Raw genomic sequence first — 26500 nt, 5'->3', positions numbered from 1 at the left:
TACAGATGGCCTTTTCAGGTTTTTATGGTTTAACCTTTCCTCTATTCCGAAGTTTCTGATAGAAAGAAGGGTTTACACCAGTAAGCTTTTTAAACTGGCTTGACAAATGGGCCACACTGCTGAAGTGCAATTTGAAGGCCATATCAGTAAGACTGAGTTCGGTATATGCGAGTAATTCTTTAACCCGTTCAATTCGCTGTTCGATAATGTATTTTTCAATGGTAGTCCCCAGCATTTCCGAAAAAACAGTGTTTATGTAAGTGTAACTGAGGCTGACTTTTTTACTGATGTAATCGGAATTGTTGGGTTTGGGAAGATCGTCCTCGAGATAAACCAATTCATATATGGCAGCCTTGATTTTCTCAATATGTTGCATTTTCTTATCTCGAATTAATTCCAAACCAGCATTTCGGAGAGCAGCATCAAACATTTGTAATTTCTTTTCTGACAGTTCCCCCATTATTTCGATCTTGCCCAGTTCAACGGTCATATCGTGAATCCCAAGTTTGTTCATTTCATTTCTCACGAAGGTTTTACATCTGCTGCTTTCCATATTTTTAATATGTAAAATCATGCTGATTTGTTGAATTAATATTTCAAAGAATCGACGGAGCTCTGTGTAGCTCAAAAGGCATATTCATCAGAGCGATGTAATAATAGCGCGTATTTCTTCTATGGTCTTGCCAAGTTTATATCCCAGCATTTCAACCATTTCTTTTTCCTTTCCCTTGGGAAAGTTCAAATCGTCATCGGTTAAAATGGAAAACTTCTGTTTGATTTTTTCTTTTTTCCCGTTCCAGTATCCAATGGCATTATTGTACATAATGTGCAAATTAGCTCCAGAAATAGATTTCAGGAATAGCAAAGGTAGTTCATTTGCCTCTTAGAAATCTTACATAATTCTGTTAAAAAGTTACATCATTTAAACTATTCCCTCGTCTTTGGTAATCCCGCCAATTCTTAAAAAATTAAAACGGAAGTAAAATACATCATGCAGGTGTGAATGATGTAACTCTTATCATGAATTGTGTAATACTTTCCTGAATTACAGCATTTATCTTTATTAGGCGTGAAAAAATTTCACGCCTGTCCTGTCCGTTATGGAAATCAAAAAAATTGAAAATGAATAAGCTTGAAGCAAAAGGAAACTGGAATGAACAGAAAGGAAAGCTCAAACAGAAGTTTTCCAATTTAACAGACGATGATCTGATGTTTGAAGAAGGCAAAAAAGATGAAATGATTGGAAAACTTCAAATCAAACTTGGAAAAACAAAGGAAGAATTGCAAAAGTTTTTCCGAAATCTTTAGCCGCAAATAGATTTTGAAAAGTCATCATTAACAATATTCCGTTAATGATGACTTTAAAAGTGTAAAAGCCTGAATTCAATAGTTCTGTTATGAGGAAATTCACTTCGGTCATCAAAGTTAAAGGATTTGCAGTGCATCATTCCAGGAGGCTGAGTGAAACTACATTGGAGAAAACACAAATTGCAAGCATTTTTTTCGCAGAAGTTGCCAGAGTTTTCCTGTTTATTACTGTGCTGGTAAGAGAATCGTTTTCGCGCGATTTTGAACTCAGGGAATTTTTTCGCCAATGTTTTCAAATTGGTTACAAAACGCTGCCCCTGGTCTCGGTTACCGGGGCCATTATGGGGCTGGTGCTAACGATTCAGTCGCGCCCGGTGCTTGTCGATTTCGGGGCTGTTTCCTGGCTCCCGGGAATGGTATCTGTGTCCCTTATCAAAGAGATGGGGCCGGTAATAACGGCGTTGATTTGTGCCGGTAAAATTGGTTCGGGCATGGGCGCTGAACTGGGTTCAATGAAAGTAACCGAACAAATAGAAGCCATGGAAGTCTCCTCCATCAATCCGATGCGGTTTTTGGTTGTTACCCGGGTGGCTGCAGCAACGCTCATGATCCCTTTGCTGATATTATATGCGGATGCTCTCGGTATTTTGGGAAGTTGGGCCGGAGCAAATATAAAAGGCAGCGTAAGCTTTGTCCTGTTTTTTTCGCAGGCATTTAGTCCGGTTGATTTTATTGATTTCCTGCCAGCGGTTCTAAAATCATTTTTCTTCGGGGCTGTAATCGGATTGGTCGGATGTTATAAAGGGTACAACGCCGGACGCGGGACCGAAAGTGTAGGAGTGGCTGCAAATTCTGCCGTGGTAATGGCTTCCCTGCTGGTGATAATAATCGATCTGATAGCCGTACAAATAACCGATATGCTCCTGTTATGAAGACAAAGCAAACAGAAACATTCGATAAAGTTCATTATAAAACGAAAAATAATGAGCCGGTTATTGAAATAACCAATCTTAGAAAATCATTCAACAATCAAGAAGTTTTAAAAGATGTTTCCTTAAAACTTTTTGATGGCGAGAATCTGGTGGTACTTGGCAAATCGGGTAGCGGCAAATCTGTTTTAATCAAATGTATTGTCAGGTTATTAAATCCCGATGGCGGAACAATCAGTGTATTTGATGAAAATGTAATGGCTTTACAACGAAATGAATTGAACGAGCTGAGAAAGAAAATTGGTTTTTTATTTCAAAGCGGGGCATTGTATGATTCGATGACGGTGAAACAAAACCTGGAATTTCCGTTACGAAGAATTCGAAAGGATCTTTCTGAAAAAGACATTAAAGAAAAAATCGCTGAAGTATTGGAAAATGTGGGCCTGCCCGATGCACAGAATAAAATGCCCTCACAACTTTCGGGCGGTATGCGAAAAAGAATAAGCCTTGCGCGCACAATTGTCGTGGATCCGCTGATCATGCTGTATGACGAACCGACTACCGGGCTCGACCCGGCCACCTCCGATGAGATAAGTTTACTCATCAACGATGTCCAGACAAAATATAAAACGTCATCCATTATTATTACACACGATATTGCCTGTGCACGCGCAAATGCAAACCGTATTGTTTTGCTACTTGACGGTGCTATTTATAAAGAAGGAAGTCTCGAAACATTTGAGCATTCCACTGATCCGGAAATTAAGTCATTCTTCAGATGAAACCGGGAATATTATTTCTATTAAAACAATGAGCCATGGATACATATACTGAAAAATTTAAAGTAAGGTTGGGGCTGTTTATCATTGGAGGGGTGGCTTTGTTTATACTTGCCATATTTATTATCGGGAAGCAGCAAAATTTGTTTAGTCCTGTTTTTAAACTTACTACAACTTTCCATAATGTAAGCGGATTACAGGTGGGAAATAATGTGCGTTTTACCGGAATTAATGTTGGCACGGTCGATAACATCAAAATAATTAATGACTCAACGGTGCAGGTTGATATGTTGGTTAAAAAAGATGTTCAACAGTTTATTAAATCAGACTGTCAGGTTGCAATCGGTTCCGAAGGACTCATTGGCGACCGCCTGCTAATTATTTCGTATGGAAGTACCAATGCCCCGATAGTAGAAGACGGACAGCAACTCACTTCCAAAGAGCCGATTGAAACGGATGCAATAATGGCAAGTTTGCAAACATCAGCTGTTAATGCAGAAACAATTACACAGCAACTTGCCGAAATAATGATGAATATTAATAGTGGACAGGGCGCATTGGGCCGGTTAATACAGGATTCTACCATTGCAGAAAATATCAATCAGACCATTGAAAACCTCAAAAAGAGTTCGGAAGGGGTGGATGAAACGATAAAAGCGACCAAAGAGAATCTGTTTGCTTTTATGGAGAGCTTACAAAAAACAGCAGGAAAAACAGAAGTTGCATCGAATCAGCTCGGGGAAATCATGGTAAAGATAAACAGTGGCGAGGGCACACTTGGCATGTTAATTCAGGACTCAATCGTCGCCGGAAACCTGGATGAGACCATAACTAATCTCAAACACAGTTCTCAGGGACTGGATGAAAATATGGAAGCGCTCAAACATAATTTCTTATTCAGGAGATATTTTAGACGAAAGGCTAAAAAAGAAGAACGATTGAGAATTGATTCCGTGATGAAAAATGCAAATGAAAAAGACTATACGGTTGGAAATGAAAAGTGAAAATGTGGTTCAGAAAAGTGGTCATACTGTTTTTCGTTTCAGTCATAACCAGTGGTTATGCGTTTGCTCAGGAAGCACCTGCCGATGCAGATTCAACCAAGCTTTATCGGAATATTGAGTCCTATTCGAAACAGGGCAAGTTTACGCGGTTTTTGCACGGGCTAATTTTTAAACCAGTGGCAATTGATTCTCTCAACAAGAAGGTGTATCGAACCTTGGTACAAAAATCATACAGCGCCTTTGAGGGAAAAACGATCAGGAATATTTACATCGAAACACTTGACCCCTTCGGATATAGCGTTTCTGACACCATCGAAAAACAACACAACTTTTTATCGCATACCGGAAATACGCTGCATCTCAAATCGCAGAGACTCACCATTCGAAATCTCCTTCTTATTCGGCGTAACCAGCCATTCGATTCCTTGCGTGTCAAAGAATCCGAACGATTAGTGCGTACCCGGAATTATATTCAGGATGTCTCATTTTCTGTTGTTCTTGATTCAACAAATGCAGATTCTGTTGATATTTTCATCCGAACATTGGACAAATGGAGCATTATTCCAAAAGGTTCAGCTTCTGGTTCGCACTTCCGAATTGTTTTAACTGACAAAAACTTTTTAGGTTTGGGGCACGAATTTCACAACGATTTCGCCCGTAATTATGAAGAGGGAAATAGTTCCTTCCATACAGACTATTCCATTCCAAACATCAGGAACACATACATCAGTACAACTTTGCACTATGGAATCGAAGAGCAAAAGTATCTCAGTAAGAATTTATCCGTTGAGCGTCCCTTTTTCTCGCCTTTGTCAAAGTGGGCCGCAGGTGTTAATTTTACCCAGCAATTTCGCGATGATTCCATCCTGACAAATCATGGCGATTTTGCACCACAACGTTACAAATTTAATGCGCAGGATTATTGGGCAGGCTACACCAAACAGATATTCAAGGGAAACACGTTAATTAAACGCACTACCAATTTTGTTTCAACCTTTCGGTTTTTAAGGGTTAGGTACCTCGAAAAACCAAATGAGGAGAATGATCCCTTTCACTATTTCGCCAATGAAAATTTTTACATGGGAAGCATTGGCATCTCAACACGTATTTATTTTCAGGATCGGTTTATCTTCAGATATGGTTTAATCGAAGATGTTCCGGTAGGGAAAGTTTTCAGTCTGACTGGAGGATATCAGAAAAAAGACGACATCGGCCGTTTATATTTAGGAGCCCGTATATCAATGGGAAAATATTATCCCTGGGGATATTTCAGTTCAAACTTCGAATACGGTTCCTTTTTTAGAGGATCGCATACCGAACAAGGTGCTATTAATGTGAACCTAAACTATTTTACAGGTTTGTTTGAAATCGGGAAATTGAAATTCAGGCAGTTTGTCAAGCCACAGGTAACGATAGGCTTAAACCGGTTTTTAACTGACAGTTTAACAATCAACGATGGCTATGGATTGGATGGATTTAACAGTCCGACATTAACCGGGGACAGACGACTCTTACTGACATTGCAAACACAAGCCTATACGCCATGGAAACTTATCGGATTCCATTTTGGCCCCTATCTTATTTGTTCGCTTGGCATGATTGGCAACGATGAAACCGGATTCAGAAATAGCCGGTTGTATTCACAAATGGGGTTAGGGGTTTTATTTAGAAACGAAAATCTGGTGATTAATACCTTTCAGATATCCCTTTCATTTTATCCTTCAATTCCTGACAAGGGGCAAAATATTTTTAAAATCAATTCATTTAAAACGGCTGATTTTGGATTCAGGGATTTTGTAATTGGAAAACCGGCCATAGCCCAGTACCGATAACTGTACAAATGTGTGAATGATGTAACTCTTATTCGTAATTGTGTAACGCCTACTTCATCTTTCGGGAGTAACTTTATTTTTCAGTTAACTAAAGCAATAGAGGAGTTTGGAGAAGGTGGATGTATGGAAAAACTCATTTTACTCATTTGTCGGATTTATGATCCTTCTCCGAAATCTGTTCAGAAATAAACTATTACAAATCATCTTAAGTGTGAACAAACCTGATATAAAATGAAAGCAGAATTTGATCTAAAGAACTGGGATAACATTGCAGTGAAACTTAAGGGCAAATATCCTCAATTGACTGATGCCGATTTGATTTGGAGGCATGAGACGAAGGCTGATTTTTATATGATCATGGCTGTTAAGTTGGGAATTTCGATGAATGAACTGGAACAAATTATTGAACATTTATAAACACGAGGATTTTGATTTTTATACAGTTTACCTTTAAATAGAAAACGATAATGAACTATCTCTATTTAGTTATTCCTGTCGTACTTTTTTTGCTTTTAGGAATCAGAATTGTACGACCCACCCAACGCGGTTTAATTGAACGGCTTGGGAAATATCATAATTTGGCGAGTCCGGGATTTCACTGGATTATTCCGGTTATCGATCGGCTTTTTATGGTGAATGTAACCGAACAAATGGTGGATGCCGAGCCGCAGGAAATTATTACCAACGATAATCTGAATGCCAGTGTTGACGCACAGGTTTATTTCAGGGTCAAAGCTGATGAAGAAAGTGTAAAAGGTTCGATTTACAATGTCAATAACTACAAGTGGCAGATTGTCAACCTGGCCCGTACAACACTTCGTAATATTATTGGGACGCTCACGCTAAAATCAGCCAACAGCGAACGCGGGAAAATCAATACAGAACTTTACCGGACACTTCACAACGAAACCCAAAGTTGGGGAATTGAAATTGTGCGTACCGAACTGAAAGAAATCGATCCGCCAAGCGATGTTCAGGAAACCATGAATAAAGTGGTGAAGGCTGAAAACGAAAAAATTGCAGCTATCGATTCAGCTACGGCAGCCGAAACCGTTGCCGATGGTGTAAAACGTGCCAAAATAAAGGAAGCTGAAGGTTACAAACAATCGAAAATATTGCATGCCGAAGGAGAAGCGGAAGCCATAAAACTGGTTAACGAAGCTGCCGATAAATATTTTATTGGCAATGCACAGCTATTGCGGAAGCTGGAAGCGCTGGAAGCATCGCTTGGGAATAATGCTAAAATTGTTATTCCCACAGGTACTGAGCTTGTTAATATTATCGGGGAGATGGCCGGCATCGTGCCTTTGGAAATGAAGCAAAAGGGGAAGCAGGGGTGATTTCCGATTAGATACAATATTGGAAACAGAGCATGCAGCGGTCAATTGGATATCAGTGGAAAAGTTATGGAAAAAGACATTCAATTATTCCAACAAAAAAGTAAATCCTGGTTTTAACAGAACTAATAGAGGTTTTTATGTACAACAAAAAATCACGAAAAGTAAAACGAGATGAAATCAGCAAAACATTTAGGAATCTGGATGGATCATTCAACAGCCAACATAATGGAATTCTCAAATGATAAAGTAGTGACCATCTCGTTGGAATTAACTCCAGCCTTTCCCGAGCAGGTTCAAAATCTGAGAATGGATGAAAGTTTGATGAACAACAAGGAGCAAAATCAGCAAGCTGACTTTTACAAAAAATTGAGTTCTATCATCATTGATTACAATGAAGTTCTTCTGTTTGGACCAACAGATGCAAAGACCGAATTATTCAACTTGTTAAAAGATGACCGTCAATTTGAAAAGATAAAGATTGACGTTATGTCTGCCGATAAACTGACGGAAAATCAACAACAGGCTTTTGTGAAGAACTTTTTTAGCTAGAGCGTGGGACGCAATTGAGAAGTAAAATTAATGGATAAAATAGGTTCTAAAACGGTTGTCGTCATTGTTGCTCACCCCGATGATGAAACGCTATGGACTGGTGGCACTATTTTGAGCCATCCGGCGTGGAATTGGTTTGTTGTGTCGGTATGTAGAAGAAGCGATGCGGATCGTGCCCCAAAATTTTTTAAAGCCTTAAAGATTTTGAAAGCCGACGGAATCATGGGCGATCTCGATGACGGACCGGAGCAGAAACCTCTGGATGAAAAAGTGGTTGAGCAAACGGTTCTTGGTTTATTGCCATCCAAATATTTCGATCTGATCATTACGCACAATCCATCCGGAGAATACACCCGGCATATGAGGCACGAAGAAGTGAGTGCTGCGGTAATTAAGCTCTGGCATACCGGTAAAATATCCGCTCGCGAATTATGGCTCTTTGCCTACGAGGACGGCAATAAGCAATATTACCCCAAAGCTGACGAAAATGCTTCCATGTACCGGACGCTAACAAAACGGATCTGGGCGAGAAAATACACAATCATAAAGGATATCTACGGATTTAGTCCAAACAGCTGGGAAGCAGAAGCAGCTCCCCGGCATGAAGCATTCTGGCAATTCTCAAAATCATTCGATGCAAAAAAATGGTTGATAAATGGAGGAACTAGAGAATGAAAGTACTGGTTTTGTACGATTACCCTCCGTCACCCGGAGGGCTGGCAACACAAGGAGATCTATTATACAAAGGACTTCTCGAGATGGGGGTTGACGCCCATGCAGTACATTTTGAATCGGCACAGGAAAAAGAGTGGTACTACCGCTGGTTTGAACCGGATGTTGTGGTTGGAGTAGGCTACTGGGGGCACACCCCTCAGTTGGTTCTTCACCCGCAGCGGTATGGCATACAGCCGGTACCCTGGTTGGTTGCTGATGGTTATATTGCCAATTATCAGGAAGTGTTGAATGCGCTGCCGTTGATATTGGTTACTTCCAATTGGGTAAAGGAAATGTACGTCCGTGACGGGATCGACGGTGACAAAATTGAGGTGTTGCCTGTTGGTTGCAATACCGATTCATTCGTTCCTTTTGCAAAAGACGACCCGAAAATTTTGGCTGTACGGGAAGCATTGGGCATTTCACCCGATCAGTTGATGATCCTGACAGTTGGTGGTGACGCCGCATCGAAAGGGGCGCAGGAAGTTATGCAGGCGCTGGCCATTATCGATTCCAAAGCGCCTGATTGGAAGTATGTCTGCAAAGTTTGGCCTCAGCCACGGACAAAAAGCCAAAACCTGGCCGATCTGGAATTGGCAACACATCTTGGTATCGAAAAAAATGTGACCTATGCTACCAATACCATTTCCCGGAATTTTATGCCTTACCTGATTGGCGCGTGCGATATTTACGCTGCCCCTTCCCGTTTGGAGGGATTTGGAATGCCACAAGTGGAAGCCGGTGCCTGTGGAAAACCGGTGCTCAGTATTAAGGCCATGGGAATGTTAGATACATTGATTCATGAAAAAACGGCTTTGTTGGCAAAAGTTGCGCGGAAAATTGCTGTGAACGAAGTAATGCTTGGTGATGAATCCGGTTTTGAAGACCAGCATAAAATCACATTTAAAGTACCGCGTGTTGTGGATTACCGCGCCAATGTTCAGGATATCGCCAGGTACCTGATGCGACTCATGACAGATGCTGCCTTACGCGAAAAAATGGGCAAAGCTAGCCGGGAACGGGTAGTGACAAATTTCGACTACCGGATTGTTGCCAGGCGTTTTGTGCAAATCATCAACGATAAATTGGGAATAAGCTGATTAGAAAAACAGGACTATGCAAAACATCGACCGAGAGGTGATAGAAAAAGCAAAACAAGCTGCGCTGGAAGTGTTGCTTCATAATGCCCATGGGCCTTATCACGGTCTTCCACGAACGGCTGGATGGGGGTACCCGGAACCCTATACCCGGGATTTAATGTTTTCCATTTTGGGAATTGCCGCTTCGGGAAATGAGTTGCTCATGGAAAGCATCCGCAGCGTGTTGGAAAATCTGGCTCATAACCAAACAAAACATGGACATATCCCTTCGCTGGTGCATGATAAGGATGATCGCGGAGCCAGTGACACCACTCCTCTGTTTTTGCTTGGCGTTGGTGTTTTCAGAAAAGTATCAGGGAACCCCGAATTTCTTCAGGATGCGGTTGAAAAAGCACTGGATTGGATGGATTATCAAAGTCCCTCCGATAGAAATCTTGTGGCACAGCAACCGACAAGCGATTGGCGCGATGAACAATGGACCATCGGATACGGCTTGTATGTGAATGCCTTGGTTCATTGCTATCTCCGACTTCTCGGAAAACATGAAAAAGCAGACAGTATACGCCATGATATGAGCCGTTTTACAGTTACTGGTGGTGTTATGCATCATCATGTTCATGAAGGACTAGTGGTTAAGTATAAGCCTTACTATGCCTTTTGGTCCTATAAAATTTACAGCAGCGAACGTTTCGATCTTCTTGGTAACAGTCTGGCCATTCTGTCGGGTATTGCTTCCCCTTCGCGGGCCGTTGAAATGATTTCATGGATTGAAGAGGAATGTGCTGGTATGCGCGAAAGAGGGGAGTTGGCTGTCGATTTACCGCCCAACTTTTTCCCTTTCATTAAACCCGAAGATCCGGACTGGCATGGTAGATACGCAGAATATAACCGGCCGGGCGAATACCACAATGGAGGAATATGGCCTTTTGTGTGCGGTGTTTATGTGGCTGCCCTGGTGGCTGCAAAAAAGTATAAACTGGCAGCGGAAAAACTGGTTGTACTGACCCATTGCATTCAATTGTCCGGCTCGGGAAGAGAATTTGGGTTTAATGAATGGATTAAAGCACAGGATGGAAAACCGATGGGCCAGGACTGGCAAACCTGGAGTGCCGCACTTTACCTGTATGCAGCAAAATGTGTAGAAGAAAAAAGTACACTCTTTTTTGACGAAATACCGTAAAATAACGATATAGGGCGTGAATGATGTATGGAAATGAAGCGACTAGAATGCACAATTACTCAACATATGTTGAGGTTATGAAAGGGAAAATCGTCATCTGGCTAAATTATCGAAGTAGGAAAAGAATAAAAGTCTTAGATTTTGAGTTGGTCCTATACAAAACATGATGATAAATTTATGTAGACATATCATAATTGCCTAATATTGGGAGATTAATGCCTTTCTTTTCGACGCTTGTAAAAATAAGTTCTCCAAAATCAATGAAAAACTAATCGACATAAAATCATGAACAATAAAAGACAGAATTCGAATAGTGACCAGAAGCTAAGGCATATGGCTGAAGAGCAGCTGAAAGAAAATCACAATAAAATGTCCAGGCCGGCTACGGAAATCGAGGTGAAAAAGCTTGTACACGAATTACAGGTGCATCAAATCGAACTTGAAATGCAGAACGAAGAATTACGACAGGCAAATGAGACTGCAGAATTGGCCCTGAAAAAATACACCATGCTGTACGATTTCGCACCGATGGGCTATTTTACCCTTGATGTTGACGGTTTAATTTGCGATTTAAACTTCACAGGTGCCGAGCTACTTGGTGAAAAGCGATTTAGCCTGATGGGCAGCAAGTTTGAATTATTTGTCTCTAATGATTCATTACCGGTGTTTGAGCATTTTATGAATAAGGTATTTGAAGGGAAAACAAAAGAATCATGCAAGGTAATGCTTGGTTATGAAAAAAAAGGATTACGCCCTGTATACATGGAAGGCGTCGTTACGGAAGACAGTCTGGAATGCCTATTGTCAGTGATTGATATTTCAGGATTCAAAGAGTGAAATAATACTTTGTTTAGTGGATAATTGAAGACCAGCGGGCAAGTTGAATGTGCTTAAGCTGAGTGAAGCATGTGAAATTTCTCACTCAGTGGATTTTTTATCCGGTTAATTGTTGCCAAAACTGAAGGTTGAGACATAAAGCTCCCCCAAATAGAGAGAATTATATAAAGATGGTCATGATTTGAAATTTATTGGTCAAATCGTCCTCAGGACAAATCATTTATCCATCTGTTTGCGAATGGTTTTACAAGTCGGTAATAATATATTAATTAAATTATTACAAATAGTGGCGTGTCAATTATTAAGCGTACCTTACACCCAATAATTTAATTTCATATTATGAATAAAGGAACAGTAAAATTTTTCAATGATTCGAAAGGTTTCGGATTTATCAAAGACGAAGATTCGTCGAAAGAATATTTTGTCCATTCAACCGGATTGATTGATAGCATCAGGGAGAACGATGAAGTAACTTTTGAATTGAGAGAAGGACAAAAAGGATTAAATGCGGTTGATGTGAAACTTGTATAGTTTATAATACTACATACCATTTACAATTTTTGAGTCCCGCTTTTGGCGGGACTTTTTTTTGAATATTTAGTCAAATTCATGAAACTCTTCATAAGCCTGCAATACTGTTAAATGCGAAATTAAATAGGCCAGCGAACTTTCTGCTCCCTGGTTACGGTTTACACCGTTGCTCTCAAAACCATCGCAACATCCCTGCGTCTCAAAATCATATAGGCTCAGGCGCAGGTCGTTTTCGCCCAGAAACCACAAAAACGAAGTGTATAATTTATTGAGGTAATCTTTGTTTTTCGTTACATGAAAAGCCTGGTGATACATCAACACCATGGCCATGGCATCGATTGGCTGTTGAGCAAAAACAGAACGTTCGCCTTCTTTTTTATACCATTTCTCATTTCCGATGATCGATAAATAGTTGTCCTTTAAGGTATGTTTCGTTAGGAAATCCATCGACTCAATGGCTGTTTGAGTTATTTTCTCATCGTTTAGTATTTCTGCCGAATGCAACAGAGCGAGTGGCAATATGCCATTGTCGTAAGCAAGTAATGATTCAAACCAGTTCCAGTCAGGTGCCTGATTTTCCTTATAGTGTTTCAATAAGCCATTGGCGAGGTTTCTCAATCGTTCAGTCATTGAATCGTCCGATGGATTGCTTTTCAGGTAATAGCAAATCCCAATCATGGTATTGGCGATTCCTCTGATGGATTTCAAATTTTCAAAATTAGGTGACGCATTGAGAAATACCAATTTGCCGGTTTGGTAATAGGCGTCGTTGGGAGCATTTCCAAGCAAGTATCCCAGTGCCCAGATGGTACGGCCAAATGAATCTTCAGAACCGACCTCGTCGAGGAAGTTCCGGCTAAAACTCAGAAAATTCCGGAAAGTTCCATCTGCATTTTGCATATAATGAATGTAACTTAAATAGATGGGGGAGAGTTCAAGTGCTCGCATGTCCTTAATCTGCCGGTAGGCCATTAGCACCATCAGCAAGGCCCGCGAATTATCATCGAGGCAATAGCCTTCTTTTAAATTGGGAATGCCGAATTTCGCGTGTTGAATGATACCGGTATCATCTGTCAGTCGGTTGATATGTGTGAGTGAAAAGGGAGGAAGGATGAGAAGATCCAGGGCCGTATCTTTCTTTGCAATTACTTGACGCTCTTCTTTAAGCGTCTTTTGGGCCAGTGCCAAATATCTTTCGCCTGTTTTGGGCCAGGTAATTTTTACCCCAAATTCAAGTGCCTTCTTTTTAAGCTTATTCATCTCTTCCGGATGCTCCAGAAGTGCTATCAGAATAGTGGCCAGTTCACCTGAATTGTTAAAATTAAAGAGCCTTCCTCTTCCGTCGGCCAGTAATTCTTCGGCATGCCAGTAGGGTGTCGATAGAACGGCCGCACCGACTCCCACGGCATACGACAAAGTTCCACTGGTAATCTGGGCCTCATTCAAATAGGGAGTAATGTAGATATCACAGGCATATAGGTACTTGAATAAATCGCGCTCATCAATAAACTCATTCAGAAACAAAACATGCTTTTCGAGCTGGAGGTTTTTGACCAGTCGCATCAGGAAAATACGGTATTCTTCGCCCGAATGCCGTAATACGTTTGGATGGGTTTTCCCCAGAACAATATAAATCACATCGGGGTGCTTCGCTACGACTTTGGGTAACGCTTTTATGACTGTTTCGATGCCTTTGTTGCGACCAACAAACCCGAAGGTGAGTAATACTTTCTTGTTTTCGAGTTTGAACTCTTTTTTCGATTCTTCAGGATTAAAATGGATGTCAGGTACTCCATGTTCTATCAGGGCAATTTTTTCTTTCGGTACATCATATATGCTGGTGAGGAATTCAGTCGCTTTGTGGCTCATTACCACTATTTTTTGAGCCATTTTGCAAATCTCTCTCAGAATTGCTTTTTCGTTATACGAAGGCGTTTTAAGTATGGTATGCAGCGTAACAATGAGTGGAACTTCCAAACGATGGAGCAGCGGAAGAATATACACACCGCTTTGACCGCCAAATATGCCAAACTCGTGTTCCAAAATACACAGGTCGGCACCACTGAGGTTGATGTATTTAACCGCCTTCAGATAATCTTCCTGACGTTCTTGTCTGATAGTCAGTTTAACTTCCTGCGGGTATTTATAGGTTAGTTCGTTGTCATTTAAAGCAACGACAAAGCCCTCATGCCTGCCTTCTGTGCTTCCACTGTTGGCCAGCATTGACTTAAACAGGTTATTCGTAAAGGCTCCGATACCACATTCGCGTGGTGGGTAGGTGGCAATAAAAGCGATTTTCATTTTTTAGGTTTTTCAAAGGTGAATAGCATTTGACAGGAAAGAAAATCCCTTTTAGAAGTTTGAATGAATTACGTGATAGAACGATGTGATGTCGATTGATCAACTGCAATTCATTTACTTAATTCAGTTGTAAAGTACTTACGCAATAACCTAATCAGTAGGGTTCGGTTATAAGGTTTTGAAATGTGAGCATTGCATCCGGCTTCAATCGATTTTTCCCTATCTCCATCCAGTCCAAATGCCGTTTGTGCAATAATAATCACGTCACGATTAAATTGTCGTATTTGTCGGGTCGCTTCGTAACCGTCCATTTCGGGTATTTGAATATCCATTAGTACCAAATCGATGTCCGGATTATTGCGACATATCTCGACCGCTTCAATTCCGGTTGTGGCTTTAATTGTTTCCTTTTCAAATAATTGTATGATTTTTTGGAGCAAAACTTCTGATGCGTTATCATCTTCCACAATCAAAATTTTCAAATCTTTGATGGGCGTTCGTTCGTCCATCAAAATATTCGTCTGGTTTTTATCCTCATCCACTTTTTCATAGGGGATGGTGAAATAGAAAGTTGAACCTTTACCCGGCTCGCTTTTTACCCAAATTTTGCCGCCAAGCATTTCGACATATGCTCGGGAAATGGACAGGCCCAAACCGGCTCCTTCCTGTTTTAGGCTTGACAAATCATGGCTATGTCTGAATCTTTCAAAGATTATTTCGCTCTTATCTTCACTAATCCCGATGCCGGTATCTTTGACAAAGAACTCAAGGTAGCTTCCTTTTTTTTCATAGCCCATTTCAATGGCTCCTGTTTGTGTAAACTTAATTGCATTTTTAGTCAGGTTGATGAGGATGGCATCAACTTTATCCTGGTCTGTTTTGACGAATGCTTCCTCATTAGGCAAACTGTTTTGAAAAGAAAAAAGGATTCCCTTTTTCTTTATTTCGGGCATAAAGAAATGGTACAAATATTCGATTTGCTCGTTTATATTGGTCGTTGAAATCGATATTTCCATTTGTCCCGATTCTACCTTCGAAATATTAATGATATCATTGATGATCGTCAACAGATGTTCGCCACTCTTCTCAATAATCCTGATATACTCTTTTTGTTGTTTGCCTTTTAATTTTGGGTCCTTCAATAACTCGGTAAAACCCAGAATTCCGTTCATCGGTGTTCGTATTTCATGGCTCATGTTGGCCAGAAATGCTGATTTTAAGCGATCGTTTTCTTCTGCTTTTTCTTTGGCTTTCGTTAGTTCGGCTTCCGTCAGCTTTAACCGCGTAATATCAGTCGCATTTATATGGCAATGTTCCCTGTCAGCGGTTATTTTGCCGGTTATATGAACCCAGGTTGGGCTGTCACCATTCCCGGCTACAGTCGTTTCGCAGGTTTGCTTGGTTTCGTTTTCAAATATTTCCTTTAAGAATTGGTTGAAATGGGATTTGGTTTCTTCAGTAATAAAGGTTCGAAAATGACGGGAAAGAAGTTCTGGGCGAGGTTTTCCAAGTATTGAGGCTCCGCGGTAGTTTAGTTCGGTTATTTGGCCGTCCTTGGATAGCGTAAAATAACCGGTTGGGGCATAATCATAAAGATTGATGTATTTTGCAGTAGCTTCCTCCAGTTGATTTTTAGCCGTCGTTAGTTCCTCGTTTTGAAGCTCGAGCTCTATCTGGTGAACTTCCAATTCATGAATGAGTTTCAGAATTTCTACTTCCGAACGTGGCGAGTCCGGGCTTATTGTTCTCTTTTTTAGGAGCTCTTCTGCCTTTTTGCGAAGCAATTCAAATTCATGTTGGTAGTTCGATCTTTCCATGTCGTTTGATTTAGAATTGTCATTTCTACTCAAGGAGGAGAAGAGCCGTTTTTATTAGCTTCCTTCTCTTTTCCTTAGTGCTTCATTGGCTTCTTTTAATTCCATTTCCAATTTTTTCGATCTAGTGATGTCTGTGAACGTCATAACCAATCCGTCAATGCGATCGTCGATGGTTCTGTAGGGCATAATCCTGACATTGAACCACCGGTGATCAGTCGTTTCGATAGCCATTTCGTTCGATATGAGATCCTTTATCACTTTTCGGGCGTGATTTTCAATTTCAGGATACTGCAAATCGGTTACTAAATCAGTAAACGGCCTGCCGATATCGGTATCGCGAAGTTTGAATATTTTGGTTGCTTGTTCTGTATATCTGCGGATAAAGAGTTCTTTATCAAGAAAAAGGGTCGCAATCTCCGTACTGTTCAACAGATTTTTCATGTCGTCGTTCGACCGGGCATGATCATTGACTTTGCTTTGTAGTTCAATATTAACTGTTTGCAACTCTTCATTCAGACTTTGCATCTCTTCTTTGGAAGTTGTCAGTTCTTCATTTGTTGACTGGAGTTCCTCATTGGTCGATTGCAATTCTTCGTTAATTGATTTTAACTCTTCCTGTGACGTTTGCATTTCTTCGCGCGTACTTTGCAACTCCTCATAACTTCGTTGCAGTTCCAGCTCCAGTTCCTTCATCCGTCCGGTAGAGGTTCGCTTTGGTTTTGTTGCATCCTTCGAGTGATAATCGCTATCGGTGGGCACATCTTCAAAAAGAATCAAGACCATACCCCGAAGAGCTTCCGGATTCTCAATTCGCTGGATACTCAGGTTTACCAGCTGAAATTCTTTATCGCTGCCAATTTTTAGCTTCTTGATTACAATGGGGTCCGTATTCTGTACAGCTTTCCGAAAAGCTCCCGGAAGCACCTGTCGCAGTCCATTTCGAGCCATTGCGTGGATATTCCAATTGGCTTTTCCTGCTGCCGGCTCCAGATATTTTCCGGTCCGTCCCGTAATGTACAATATATCGCCGTTCATGTTGACCAGCACGCTGGCGGGGGCATAGTTTTGGATGATGAACTGGTCGGCAAGACTTTGAATGTTTTCCACTATTTTCGTTGTTGTTTTTTCAGGTATTATTGTTTTGGGCCGGTAAAACGAACTTGGGAAGTCTACTAATTCCGGCGAAAGCACTGTTGGCGTGCGTTTGAAAATTTTTAATTTGGGATTGACCTCATGGAAACCATCGAGATGTGCTCCTAAACTTTCCGCAGTTCCCAGCACCATGAAACCACCGATATTCAGACTATAATTGAACAAGACCAATAATTTCTTTTGCAAATCGGACTCCATATAGATTAGCATATTCCGGCAGGTGAGAATGTCAATCTTGGTGAATGGCGGGTCTTTGATCACATTTTGCGGAGCAAATACCACCATCTCACGAATGGCATTTATTACGCGGTATCCGTCAGATTCACGATTAAAGAATTTTTGAATACGTTCGGACGATACATCGGCAGCGATGTTGGAGGCGAAAAAACCTTTGCGGGCTTTATCGATGGCATCGTGATCGAGGTCAGTCGCAAATATCTGGAGTGTGAGGTTTTTATGTGAATTCACTTTTTCCATCGCCTCTTTAAAGATGATGGCCAGTGAATAGGCTTCTTCGCCGGTTGAACAGGCAGGTACCCAGGCACGTATCACATGCCCTTCCGGCAATTCTTTTATAAGCGTCGGGAAAACCTTTTCTTTAAGTTCCTCCCAAACGGCTGGATCACGGAAAAAGCTGGTCACACCAATCAGTAGCTCCTTGAAAAGGATCTCGACCTCCTTTGGATTCTCCTGCAGAAAGCGAACGTAGTTTTGTATCTTATCAATTTGATGAATGCCCTTCCTCCGATCGATGCGGCGTAACAAGGTATTTTTCTTGTAATTGGAAAAGTCGTGTCCCGAATGCTCTCTAAGCAATATGATTATTTTATCCAGGTTACTTTGGCTTTTACTGTCAAACACCGGTGCGGGTTTTGTTTCCGGAGTAAATGCCAGGAAGGCGATTAGTTTATTCGGAAGTTCATTGGCGGCGGCTACAATGTCAGCAATTACTGCACCTATGGCGCTACGAGGCATCCCATCGAATTTCGCCGATTCGGGTTCCTGAACCAAAACGATGCCTCCCTTTTCTTTGATTGCCTTTAATCCCTGGCTTCCGTCAGAACCCATTCCCGACAGTATAATACCAATGCTTTTCTCATTCCGGTCGTCGGCCAATGAACGGAAAAAAATATCGATGGGCAGCCTAAGTCCTCGGGTTTCAACCGGGTCAAACAAATGGAGGGCATCATTCAGCAACGACATACTCTTGTTCGGGGGAATTACATAAACGCTGTTGGGTTTCACCTTGAGATCGTCGGTGGCCTGCAATACCTTCATGGGAGTGATGCGTTGCAATAATTCGGGCATAATACCAACGTGGTCGGGATCGAGATGCTGGATCACGACAAAGGCCATTCCGTTATTCTCTGGCATGTTTTCAAAGAACTGTTCCAACGCCTCGAGCCCACCAGCTGAGGCGCCGATTCCTACTATTGGAAAAGTAGACTTGCTCGTTTCTGCCAATACCTTGGTATTGGATGTTTTGGAAACGGTATCAATTTTGGTAGGTTGTTTATCGTTCTTCTTCTTATTTATTCCCATACTTGAATAACAGACTTTATATCTATTTTTTTTATTGTCCGGTTTAATTTGGTACGTATTTTTATGTGTTGGTTATAAAAGTAATTAATAAAGCGCTGACAAGTGCCATCGAATTACAATTTTGATAGCTTGTTCTTTTCATCGCGTTTGGCTGCTTTCGCTGCACGTTTCTCTTTCAGATTTTTTTCAGGTGCTTTCTTTGAGCTTTTTTGTTTTCCTTCTTTTTCTTTTGACATAACTTTTTGTATTATATGATATTTCCTTCGTAACCACTTTTTATGACCGTCGAAATCATTTTAGATTGCCTTGTTGCTTTAATCACGTGAGGAGTATGCGCCGGTATAATGATTGTCGTTCCCATTTTAAGCCAATTCAGTTGTTCATCAATAATAATTTCGGCTTCACCATCAATAACCTGAATAAGCGTGTCGAAAGGCGAAATTTTCTCGGCTTCTATCTCTCCCGCATCAATGGCAATTACACTTATGTTCCCGGTGGTTTTTCGTATAATTGTTTTGCTCACGACAGAACCGGGAACATACTCTATCATATTATTCAGGGTGTATATTTTCGATTTTTCAAATTCGTTGTGCTGCATGATTTGCTTCATTGAGTCCTTTCAACAAAGTTACTATAGTCGCATTTTTTGCTTGTTACACAATTGATTGTATAAGTTACATCATTCACACATTAAGGAATTCTTAGTGGAGTGTTATTGTTGCAGTCCATAAACTTTTCTGAAATGATAGCCATAAACAGTGTAGGTAACGGCATCAACAATGGCCCGTGGCCGCTTGTAAAGCGTCCAAAAAACCAATTTCCAGTATTCGCTGCGTCCCTTGTTTACTAAACCAATAATATATATTGATTTCAAGAATGCCATCAGAAGAGAAAAGCTGACTTTCGATTGTCGGCTACTTTTTCGGTTATAATTGAGTAACAGCCGACGTAACCGACGGTAATAGGGCTTGATGGAATAGATGCTGTGGATGATATTCTGATAACCTTTCTGTAATTCATCGTAGTCCATCTTGGGAATAAAATTCATCGATGTATCGGTGTTATTTCCGGTGGCATCGTTCGTTAACCGGTTTTCTGCCTTGAGCTGATTATATAACCTGGTGTTTTTTGGGGCATTTAACAATCCAACCATGGCCGAAACGATTCCACTTTGCTGTATAAAGTCAATTTGTCGCTGAAAAACGGTCGGGGTATCACTGTCGAAACCTACAATAAATCCGCCCGAAACCTGTAATCCGCCTTTTTGAATTTTTCGGACACTCTCCAGCAGATTACGGTTTCTGTTCTGTGCTTTGTTGCAATAGTGAAGCGATTCTTCTACCGGAGTTTCAATGCCGATAAACGTTGAATTGATTCCTGTTTCCGCCAGTAAGGCCATCAGTGCTTCGTCGTCGGCCAGATTGATGGAGGATTCAATATTGAACGTAAATGGATACTTGTGTTCTTGCATCCACTCTTTCATGGCTGGCAACAGGTTGTTTTTTATTTCTCTTATGTTTCCAATAAAATTATCATCAACAATGGAAACCGGTCCCCGCCATTTGATTTTATGGTAGAGAACGTCCAATTCATTAATGATTTGTGACGTTTTCTTCATCCTTACCTTATGTCCGAGCAGTGAAGTGATTTCGCAAAAATTACACGCGAAAGGGCAGCCCCGCGAAACCTGGATATTCATAAAGGCATAAGCCTTTACTGACAACAAGTGGAAATCGGGCACCGGTGTTTCTGTGATATCAGCATATTCACTGGTTTGATACAGACGCTTCGGCTGGTTTTCCTGTAAATCCTTTAAAAAGGAAGGTAAGGTAATTTCCGCTTCGTTCAACACAAAATGATCAATTTGCGGATAGTCATTGTATTCCTGCGTAAAAAGTGGTCCTCCTGCCACAATTTTTTTATGCCATTTTTGACACTCGGCAATGACTTTATCTACTGATTCTTTTTGAATATACATCGCGCTGATAAATACATAATCGGCCCATTGAATGTCTCTGCTGTGAAGCGGTTGGATGTTCATATCCACCAGTTTTTTCTTCCAGGATGACGGGAGCATTGCCGATACCGTGATTAAGCCAAGTGGCGGCACAGCTGCTTTTTTGGCAATAAACTTTAATGCATTTTTGAAACTCCAAAACGAATCGGGACACACCGGATAGACCAATAATATATTCATCACTCAGATTTTTATGATTTGTAAGGAACTGTTTTTTACATCCGAATTTCTTTATGCATTTTATTTCCGGTATCTGAAACAAAATTTTCATTACACCGGCAGATGTGCCCCGGTGATACGTATAGCAACCACAACTTATACCATCGTTTATGAGGTGTAAGAAGATGATTTTTTCAATCTATCACCATTGTATAGATGGACACTTCCGTAAATATTTATTAAAGTTCGTGAAATCGGGTAGGTGCTGTATTACAAAATTCTGATGAAAACTTACATCATTCACACATCTTCAAGTGTGTCGCGTCTCTTATGCTTGAGCTTTTTAAAGTGGGACGGTGTTAATCCTGTATATTTTTTAAATTGATTGGATAGGTGGGCAACACTGCTATAATGCATTTTGTAGGCTATCTCTGAGAGATTTAACTCATCATATACGATCAGCTCTTTGACCCTTTCAATTTTATGGGTCAGATAAAACTTTTCAATGGTTGTGCCTTTTACTTCCGAAAAGAGATTAGCCATGTAGGTATAATCGTGATTGAGTTGTTCACTTAAATAATCCGAAAGATTCACTTTAATCTGGTCGTCGGTGTAATGTACCAATTCAATAATGGCACTTTTGATTTTTTCAACCAGGATGCTTCTTTTATCATCCATTAGGAGCAGTCCTGATTTTTTTAAACCAATATCTAATTGCTCCGACTGCTCCTGCGAGATTTCCCCGATGGTATTGGCTTCGCCTATTTTTACATAGGTGTATGGTATGTTAAGTTTCTCCAGTTCAGCTTTCACCACCATTTGGCAACGGATACAAACCATATTTTTGATGTAAAGCTTCATGAAACCTGGATTGTTATTAATGAAAGTCTTGTTTGCTAAAGTTACAAAATTTCCAATGGGACAATACAAGGAGAACCTTTACCTCTCAATTTATAGACATTTAAATCAAATAGCCGGGAATGGTTCATGAATGAATATGTTCATTGGGATTTTTCATCTACTACCACCTGATTTCAAGTGTCGTATTGCTTTTATCTTTTTCCGTGGTTTTTGACTTCTTCCGTTAGAGATGAGGTGAAACAGGCTATTTTGCCTGCGATGACTTTCGGTAGTTCATGGGACGAACGGGAACCACTTCTATCACTTCGTCGCATGCTGCGCAAAGGTAACGCTCACAACCGGTGCACGCGAAGCAATTACTGCAATATCTACAGAGGTCAGCTTTCGCAAACTGATTTCCGCAGTGCGGACAGGTGATGATTTCTGGTTTTTGGTCGTTCACATTCGCTTCAGTTGTTCTGATGCATAAAAATAAAAAACTCCCGTATGGGAACAAGCTGTTCGTCCGGGAGTTGCTATATTTCTGGCTGTTATTAAATTATACCCGTATTTCCTGAATTGATTTCCGGGTACGGCTTTCTTGTTCTGCCGATTCCTCGGTATAACCTACGGCTGCTACTGCTACCGGATGGTAACCTTCGGGTAGTGTAATATTTCTTTCAATTTTTTCCGGAAAGAAACCTCCCATCTGGTGTACCTGGACTCCTGCTTCAACTCCGGCCAGCAGAAAGAATCCCATGGCCATGCCTGTATCGTGCCAGGCGTGTCGATTGGGCTTTCCGTTACGGGCATAATTGTCATTGGCTAAAGTGACCATCAGAATGGGAGCATTGCCGGCCCAATTTTGGTTACCTTCCATCAGTGCATCATAAACCTTTTGGAAGTTTTCGTCTCCTTTCCGGGTTACTAAAAACTTCCAGGGTTGTTCATTATACGAACTGGGAGCCCATCGGGCGGCATCCAGCATGTTGTTTATTAATTCGTCGCTGACCGGTTGATCGGTGAAGGTGGTAGGACTAAATCGTTTGGCCACCATTCCTTTGATTGTTTTTATTTCTTGTGCGCTCATAAGCTAATGATTTAAAAATCCTCACTAGCAAAATTAATCATCAGGAAAGCGAATTTCTTGCACAATTTTGGGATTATGATGGACTAATTGCGACGAAGTATTCGATTAACTTTTTTTAAGACAGCTATTAGAAGTCACTTTTTATGCTACCGGATTCATCAAAAAAATCCCGGGTACACCAAGCAGACCCCGGGATAACAATCAGTCCTTTTTGTTGGCATCCGTCAGGCAAAATTTGAGGATAACCTACCAGGATGCTTACTTCAATACTAGCTATTCCATGAGTGGAACATGGCCGCTCCAAATACTGCCATGAAAAGTAGCCAAATAACAATGCCGATAGCTGCCCAAAGTAACCCTGCTTTAGCCCAGTTTGCCTTACTGGGATTGGTATTACTGCCAAATGCCCACACAAAGAGCAGAATAAGTCCGACCAACGGAATGGCTGTGAGGAATATCGTCAGAAACCAGTCGGAAATAGAGACAGGTGGTTGCAGCATTTGTTGTTGAGGTTGCGGCGGCTGTTGCGGTTGCTGCGTTTGTTGTTGCGCTTCTTGATTTTCCATGAGATTTTGTTGTTTAGGTTGTCCTACTCATTAGGCTTTTCGGTTCCGCCCCGTTTTTTCTGTGGTTGCAGTCTCCACATTGTAGCATTTTGGAAATATATGTATATGATGAAAGCATAGTGATAGCGAATGATTCTAGCAGCAAGGCGTTAAATCCGGATAAGAAGAATGGGCTTGGGGCGTGAATAGGAAGAGAGCGGTCAAAATCAGGAAAGAAACAAGTTTGGAAGATGAAGATTTCATATTCATGTCACTTATTTAGTTACGAGTAGTGTTTGGATATCTAAATTAGTAGATACCTTTCAAAATAGCAAATTATCATATCTTAACACTCAAGAGGTTTTCTTTTCTTCGGTAGGAAGATCGGAGAACAGATCTTTCTCGGGTTCCAGGATATGCACGTGTTGCTCCAGGTCGACGCCCATTTCGCGGATGGAGAAAGCGAGTATAGCAGCCAGGATGCTTTTTTTCCGATCAGGGCCGAAGTCAGCTTCCACGTGTCTCAGCAGTGGACCCAGTTTGTCGGGCATGTTATGCGCCCGGGCAATTTCCCGGACACGGATATAGCGGATATGGTAATCGGTGATTTCGTGGTAACGTAATAGTTCCCTGAGGGTGAAGATTTCATCATCCCAAACGGCAACCAGGTTTTGATTCAGGCTCTTTCCAAGTTCGTCATACCACTTCCAGATATCTTCAAACTCAGAGGCATATATATTTTGTGGAGTGAAATAGTATTCATCCATAATCTCGAGGTATTTCCGCTTGTGGTTGTAGGGATAAGGAGGAATGAAATCGAAGTCATCGAGGTCGGCTATTTTGTCATCTTTCAGGTAACATAAGTCGATTCGAAAAGCGCTGAGCTTATCCGGAGAACATTGCAGAAACCGGATACCGATGATGTCGAATTCGCAGTGGAAATATTCGTCGAACGTATACGGATTATGGAAAACGTGTCGCCGAATCTTATCATTCAATGCTTTTTCGTACTCAGGTTTTAACAGAATGTTTTGCCGCCGCAATTCTTTTCTTACTTCTTTTAGTGTGATATAGGGCGTCACTTCGATGTATTTGTAAAAACGGTACGGGTTGGTTTTCTCCGGATGGGGAAGCGTGACCGTAACCGAAGTAGATGAAGGCCATGAACCGTAGCCGGAACGATAAGAGGGAGTGAACAGCCAGGAAAAGAATTTCACAAAGAGTATCACAAAAGTGATGATGAGCAGAATATCAAGCATGGTTCGCGGTTTTGAGAGTCGGTGACGAACCGGGTTAGCATTTGGGTTAACTATCTTAATTTAACGCTTTTATTCGGGATAGTCAATGCTAAATCTGAACTGTGCTTCCAATGATGCTAAAAGTTATGAAAAGTAGGATGAATGATTCAGGGTGTTCGTGTAGTTAATTGTCTTCTATTTTTAAACTCATCCAAATTCAAACCTATGCGTCTAATCAATTCATTATTAGCTGTCAGTATTTTGCTACTTACCTTATTTTCCTGTCAAACAGAGCCCCGTCCTGCCGTCATGTTTCGCGCCGACGCACAGCACTCCGGTTATTTTGCTTCACCGGATATCGATACGCTGCACGGCGTGAAATGGAAATTCCAAACCAACGGCTACGTGTTTAGTTCGCCTGCTGTGTTTGGCGACTTTGTTTACTTCGGTAGTAACGATAGTACATTTTATGCGGTCGGGAAAACATCGGGAAGAGAAGTTTGGCATTATACAACGGGTGGTTATATCGCATCTTCGCCGGCAGTGACGGAAGAGTCGGTCTTCTTCATCAGCTCCGATGGTTATCTCTATGCATTGGAGCGGTCATCCGGAAAATTACAGTGGCGTTTCAACGAAGGACCGGAAAAGCATTTTTCTGCGCCGGGTGTTCAGGGATTGCAACCGAAGGATGAAATAATCGCTGACCCATGGGACATGTATCTCTCGTCGCCTGTTTGGCACAAAAGTGTGCTGTACTTCGGAAGTGGCAATGGTAACTTTTATGCGGTGGACGCTAACTCGGGAATGGAAAAATGGCATATCGCGACAGGTGAGGCGATTCACAACGCGCCTACCATTTACAACGATATGGTCATCTTTGGAGGTTGGGACCGGTCTCTGCATGCGGTCAGCCTGGAGACAGGCCGCGAGATTTGGAAGTTTGAAACCGGAAAAGACACGGTGAATTACAACCAGACAGGCATTCAATCGTCGCCGGTGGTTTGGAACGACCGGATTTACTTCGGTTGCCGCGATGCACATGTGTACGCGCTCGATGGTATGACCGGAAAACTTCTCTGGAAACGGTTCAACCGGTATTCATGGGTCATCAACACGCCGCTGGTGCGTGATAGTACCGTTTATTACGGCACATCCGATACACATCGTTTCATTGCGTTGAATGCGATGAATGGTGATTCTATCTACAGCAAAGATATCCCGGCCGGATACATTTTTTCATCTCCGGTGACAACCGGAAAACTCATTTACTTCGGCGGTTTTAACGGTACGGTACATGCGGTAAAGGCGAAAACTGGAGAAAAAGTTTGGGAATACCGTATGGATGCTTCTGTTGCGAATCGCGATAGCGTGTTGACGGCTGATAGTGAAATCAACAACGATTTTTACGCGCGGGTTTTTAAGACTGGCTACAACGCGCAAACCCATGAGGTAGCCATGAAAGGTCTCTATTCCGTTGGTTCGGTGTTGAGTACGCCTGCTGTATCGGATGGTGTATTGTATGTCGGCAGTTCCGACGGGTATCTGTACGCGTTGCATTAAAAATATAGCAAGACTGCTGTCGTCTCAAAGCCGTTTGGCAGTGCTGTAACTGTTCATTGTACATTATTTCATTTCACATTAAACCATTGCTTCGAAAAGCAGTCAAAGAAACATGATCTACAGCTATACTAACTGA

General features: G+C 41.4%; 26 protein-coding genes. 14 read left to right on the top strand and 12 right to left on the bottom strand.

What is annotated here, in order from left to right:
- Nucleotides 1-22: 22 nt before the first annotated feature.
- Both T426_RS0110290 and T426_RS0110285 read right to left on the bottom strand, forming a co-directional pair.
- Entirely contained in the window at nucleotides 23-553 is a 531-nt protein-coding gene (locus tag T426_RS0110290) for a helix-turn-helix domain-containing protein (protein WP_211253560.1), read from the bottom strand.
- An 87-nt stretch (nucleotides 554-640) separates the two neighbouring features.
- Nucleotides 641-823 carry a hypothetical protein gene (locus T426_RS0110285; RefSeq protein WP_025865830.1) on the bottom strand — a complete coding sequence of 61 codons (183 nt, stop codon included), beginning with the start codon at nucleotides 821-823 and terminating at the stop codon, nucleotides 641-643.
- A gap of 299 nt (nucleotides 824-1122) precedes the next feature.
- Here T426_RS0110285 and T426_RS0110280 point away from each other — a divergent pair, with 299 nt between their 5' ends.
- The 13 genes from T426_RS0110280 (at nucleotide 1123) to T426_RS0110215 (ending at nucleotide 12103) form a co-directional block, all read left to right on the top strand.
- Entirely contained in the window at nucleotides 1123-1308 is a 186-nt protein-coding gene (locus tag T426_RS0110280; RefSeq protein ID WP_025865829.1) for a CsbD family protein, read from the top strand.
- 89 nt (nucleotides 1309-1397) lie between these two features.
- Complete coding sequence (locus tag T426_RS0110275; protein ID WP_025865828.1) at nucleotides 1398-2240, top strand: MlaE family ABC transporter permease; 843 nt, start codon at nucleotides 1398-1400, stop codon at nucleotides 2238-2240.
- Entirely contained in the window at nucleotides 2237-3019 is a 783-nt protein-coding gene (locus T426_RS0110270) for an ABC transporter ATP-binding protein (protein ID WP_025865827.1), read from the top strand. The genes T426_RS0110275 and T426_RS0110270 overlap by 4 nt, the downstream gene beginning before the upstream one ends.
- A gap of 35 nt (nucleotides 3020-3054) precedes the next feature.
- Nucleotides 3055-4020 (top strand): MlaD family protein, encoded by a 966-nt coding sequence (locus T426_RS0110265; protein WP_027585644.1) that lies wholly within the window; start codon nucleotides 3055-3057, stop codon nucleotides 4018-4020.
- A 2-nt stretch (nucleotides 4021-4022) separates the two neighbouring features.
- Nucleotides 4023-5852, top strand: coding sequence for a BamA/TamA family outer membrane protein (locus T426_RS0110260; RefSeq protein WP_025865825.1), 1830 nt, complete (start codon nucleotides 4023-4025; stop codon nucleotides 5850-5852).
- A gap of 231 nt (nucleotides 5853-6083) precedes the next feature.
- Nucleotides 6084-6269, top strand: a complete 186-nt coding sequence (locus tag T426_RS0110255) for a hypothetical protein (protein ID WP_025865824.1) — start codon at nucleotides 6084-6086, stop codon at nucleotides 6267-6269.
- Nucleotides 6270-6319: 50 nt separating this feature from the next.
- Nucleotides 6320-7192 carry an SPFH domain-containing protein gene (locus T426_RS0110250; protein ID WP_025865823.1) on the top strand — a complete coding sequence of 291 codons (873 nt, stop codon included), beginning with the start codon at nucleotides 6320-6322 and terminating at the stop codon, nucleotides 7190-7192.
- 171 nt (nucleotides 7193-7363) lie between these two features.
- A complete protein-coding gene (locus tag T426_RS0110245; protein ID WP_025865822.1) occupies nucleotides 7364-7741 on the top strand; it encodes a hypothetical protein in 378 nt (125 codons plus the stop codon).
- 30 nt (nucleotides 7742-7771) lie between these two features.
- Nucleotides 7772-8416, top strand: a complete 645-nt coding sequence (locus T426_RS0110240; RefSeq protein ID WP_025865821.1) for a PIG-L deacetylase family protein — start codon at nucleotides 7772-7774, stop codon at nucleotides 8414-8416.
- Entirely contained in the window at nucleotides 8413-9555 is a 1143-nt protein-coding gene (locus tag T426_RS0110235) for a glycosyltransferase family 4 protein (RefSeq protein WP_027585643.1), read from the top strand. The genes T426_RS0110240 and T426_RS0110235 overlap by 4 nt, the downstream gene beginning before the upstream one ends.
- Before the next feature lie 16 nt (nucleotides 9556-9571).
- Complete coding sequence (locus T426_RS0110230; RefSeq protein WP_027585642.1) at nucleotides 9572-10735, top strand: glycoside hydrolase 100 family protein; 1164 nt, start codon at nucleotides 9572-9574, stop codon at nucleotides 10733-10735.
- Nucleotides 10736-11068: 333 nt separating this feature from the next.
- Nucleotides 11069-11572, top strand: a complete 504-nt coding sequence (locus T426_RS23360; protein WP_148303838.1) for a hypothetical protein — start codon at nucleotides 11069-11071, stop codon at nucleotides 11570-11572.
- Nucleotides 11573-11911: 339 nt separating this feature from the next.
- Nucleotides 11912-12103 carry a cold-shock protein gene (locus tag T426_RS0110215; RefSeq protein WP_025865819.1) on the top strand — a complete coding sequence of 64 codons (192 nt, stop codon included), beginning with the start codon at nucleotides 11912-11914 and terminating at the stop codon, nucleotides 12101-12103.
- 66 nt (nucleotides 12104-12169) lie between these two features.
- On the opposite strand, the gene T426_RS0110210 is transcribed toward T426_RS0110215, so the two are convergent.
- From T426_RS0110210 to T426_RS0110165, 10 genes are all read right to left on the bottom strand, one after another.
- Nucleotides 12170-14404 carry a glycosyltransferase family 4 protein gene (locus T426_RS0110210; RefSeq protein ID WP_027585641.1) on the bottom strand — a complete coding sequence of 745 codons (2235 nt, stop codon included), beginning with the start codon at nucleotides 14402-14404 and terminating at the stop codon, nucleotides 12170-12172.
- A 110-nt stretch (nucleotides 14405-14514) separates the two neighbouring features.
- Nucleotides 14515-16221, bottom strand: a complete 1707-nt coding sequence (locus tag T426_RS23355; protein WP_025865818.1) for an ATP-binding protein — start codon at nucleotides 16219-16221, stop codon at nucleotides 14515-14517.
- 54 nt (nucleotides 16222-16275) lie between these two features.
- Nucleotides 16276-18915, bottom strand: coding sequence for a chemotaxis protein CheB (locus T426_RS0110200; RefSeq protein ID WP_036984964.1), 2640 nt, complete (start codon nucleotides 18913-18915; stop codon nucleotides 16276-16278).
- A gap of 113 nt (nucleotides 18916-19028) precedes the next feature.
- Nucleotides 19029-19151, bottom strand: a complete 123-nt coding sequence (locus T426_RS26190; protein WP_262502909.1) for a hypothetical protein — start codon at nucleotides 19149-19151, stop codon at nucleotides 19029-19031.
- Between the two features lie 11 nt (nucleotides 19152-19162).
- Complete coding sequence (locus T426_RS0110190) at nucleotides 19163-19525, bottom strand: cupin domain-containing protein (protein WP_027585640.1); 363 nt, start codon at nucleotides 19523-19525, stop codon at nucleotides 19163-19165.
- A 102-nt stretch (nucleotides 19526-19627) separates the two neighbouring features.
- Nucleotides 19628-21112 (bottom strand): B12-binding domain-containing radical SAM protein, encoded by a 1485-nt coding sequence (locus T426_RS0110185; RefSeq protein ID WP_025865815.1) that lies wholly within the window; start codon nucleotides 21110-21112, stop codon nucleotides 19628-19630.
- A 279-nt stretch (nucleotides 21113-21391) separates the two neighbouring features.
- Complete coding sequence (locus tag T426_RS0110180; protein WP_027585639.1) at nucleotides 21392-21952, bottom strand: helix-turn-helix domain-containing protein; 561 nt, start codon at nucleotides 21950-21952, stop codon at nucleotides 21392-21394.
- 538 nt (nucleotides 21953-22490) lie between these two features.
- A complete protein-coding gene (locus tag T426_RS23350; protein WP_025865814.1) occupies nucleotides 22491-23021 on the bottom strand; it encodes a nitroreductase family protein in 531 nt (176 codons plus the stop codon).
- Between the two features lie 269 nt (nucleotides 23022-23290).
- Complete coding sequence (locus tag T426_RS0110170) at nucleotides 23291-23587, bottom strand: hypothetical protein (protein WP_025865813.1); 297 nt, start codon at nucleotides 23585-23587, stop codon at nucleotides 23291-23293.
- Nucleotides 23588-23919: 332 nt separating this feature from the next.
- Nucleotides 23920-24825 carry a hypothetical protein gene (locus T426_RS0110165; RefSeq protein WP_025865812.1) on the bottom strand — a complete coding sequence of 302 codons (906 nt, stop codon included), beginning with the start codon at nucleotides 24823-24825 and terminating at the stop codon, nucleotides 23920-23922.
- Nucleotides 24826-25029: 204 nt separating this feature from the next.
- On the opposite strand from T426_RS0110165, the gene T426_RS0110160 reads away from it, so the two are divergent.
- Complete coding sequence (locus T426_RS0110160) at nucleotides 25030-26364, top strand: outer membrane protein assembly factor BamB family protein (RefSeq protein ID WP_027585637.1); 1335 nt, start codon at nucleotides 25030-25032, stop codon at nucleotides 26362-26364.
- Nucleotides 26365-26500 lie beyond the last annotated feature (136 nt).

The organism is Prolixibacter bellariivorans ATCC BAA-1284, from assembly GCF_000621705.1.
In the GTDB taxonomy this organism is placed as follows: Bacteria; Bacteroidota; Bacteroidia; order Bacteroidales; family Prolixibacteraceae; genus Prolixibacter; species Prolixibacter bellariivorans.
The sequence above is the reverse complement of the archived record's forward strand: the minus strand, read 5'-3'. Positions and strand labels throughout refer to the sequence as shown.

Bases quoted from the DNA above. Each gene is read 5' to 3' on its own strand.
- T426_RS0110290 (WP_211253560.1), bottom strand. From the start codon at position 553: ATGGAAAGCAGCAGATGTAAAACCTTCGTGAGAAATGAAATGAACAAA.
- T426_RS0110285 (WP_025865830.1), bottom strand. From the start codon at position 823: ATGTACAATAATGCCATTGGATACTGGAACGGGAAAAAAGAAAAAATC.
- T426_RS0110280 (WP_025865829.1), top strand. From the start codon at position 1,123: ATGAATAAGCTTGAAGCAAAAGGAAACTGGAATGAACAGAAAGGAAAG.
- T426_RS0110275 (WP_025865828.1), top strand. From the start codon at position 1,398: ATGAGGAAATTCACTTCGGTCATCAAAGTTAAAGGATTTGCAGTGCAT.
- T426_RS0110270 (WP_025865827.1), top strand. From the start codon at position 2,237: ATGAAGACAAAGCAAACAGAAACATTCGATAAAGTTCATTATAAAACG.
- T426_RS0110265 (WP_027585644.1), top strand. From the start codon at position 3,055: ATGGATACATATACTGAAAAATTTAAAGTAAGGTTGGGGCTGTTTATC.
- T426_RS0110260 (WP_025865825.1), top strand. From the start codon at position 4,023: ATGTGGTTCAGAAAAGTGGTCATACTGTTTTTCGTTTCAGTCATAACC.
- T426_RS0110255 (WP_025865824.1), top strand. From the start codon at position 6,084: ATGAAAGCAGAATTTGATCTAAAGAACTGGGATAACATTGCAGTGAAA.
- T426_RS0110250 (WP_025865823.1), top strand. From the start codon at position 6,320: ATGAACTATCTCTATTTAGTTATTCCTGTCGTACTTTTTTTGCTTTTA.
- T426_RS0110245 (WP_025865822.1), top strand. From the start codon at position 7,364: ATGAAATCAGCAAAACATTTAGGAATCTGGATGGATCATTCAACAGCC.
- T426_RS0110240 (WP_025865821.1), top strand. From the start codon at position 7,772: ATGGATAAAATAGGTTCTAAAACGGTTGTCGTCATTGTTGCTCACCCC.
- T426_RS0110235 (WP_027585643.1), top strand. From the start codon at position 8,413: ATGAAAGTACTGGTTTTGTACGATTACCCTCCGTCACCCGGAGGGCTG.
- T426_RS0110230 (WP_027585642.1), top strand. From the start codon at position 9,572: ATGCAAAACATCGACCGAGAGGTGATAGAAAAAGCAAAACAAGCTGCG.
- T426_RS23360 (WP_148303838.1), top strand. From the start codon at position 11,069: ATGGCTGAAGAGCAGCTGAAAGAAAATCACAATAAAATGTCCAGGCCG.
- T426_RS0110215 (WP_025865819.1), top strand. From the start codon at position 11,912: ATGAATAAAGGAACAGTAAAATTTTTCAATGATTCGAAAGGTTTCGGA.
- T426_RS0110210 (WP_027585641.1), bottom strand. From the start codon at position 14,404: ATGAAAATCGCTTTTATTGCCACCTACCCACCACGCGAATGTGGTATC.
- T426_RS23355 (WP_025865818.1), bottom strand. From the start codon at position 16,221: ATGGAAAGATCGAACTACCAACATGAATTTGAATTGCTTCGCAAAAAG.
- T426_RS0110200 (WP_036984964.1), bottom strand. From the start codon at position 18,915: ATGGGAATAAATAAGAAGAAGAACGATAAACAACCTACCAAAATTGAT.
- T426_RS26190 (WP_262502909.1), bottom strand. From the start codon at position 19,151: ATGTCAAAAGAAAAAGAAGGAAAACAAAAAAGCTCAAAGAAAGCACCT.
- T426_RS0110190 (WP_027585640.1), bottom strand. From the start codon at position 19,525: ATGAAGCAAATCATGCAGCACAACGAATTTGAAAAATCGAAAATATAC.
- T426_RS0110185 (WP_025865815.1), bottom strand. From the start codon at position 21,112: ATGAATATATTATTGGTCTATCCGGTGTGTCCCGATTCGTTTTGGAGT.
- T426_RS0110180 (WP_027585639.1), bottom strand. From the start codon at position 21,952: ATGAAGCTTTACATCAAAAATATGGTTTGTATCCGTTGCCAAATGGTG.
- T426_RS23350 (WP_025865814.1), bottom strand. From the start codon at position 23,021: ATGAGCGCACAAGAAATAAAAACAATCAAAGGAATGGTGGCCAAACGA.
- T426_RS0110170 (WP_025865813.1), bottom strand. From the start codon at position 23,587: ATGGAAAATCAAGAAGCGCAACAACAAACGCAGCAACCGCAACAGCCG.
- T426_RS0110165 (WP_025865812.1), bottom strand. From the start codon at position 24,825: ATGCTTGATATTCTGCTCATCATCACTTTTGTGATACTCTTTGTGAAA.
- T426_RS0110160 (WP_027585637.1), top strand. From the start codon at position 25,030: ATGCGTCTAATCAATTCATTATTAGCTGTCAGTATTTTGCTACTTACC.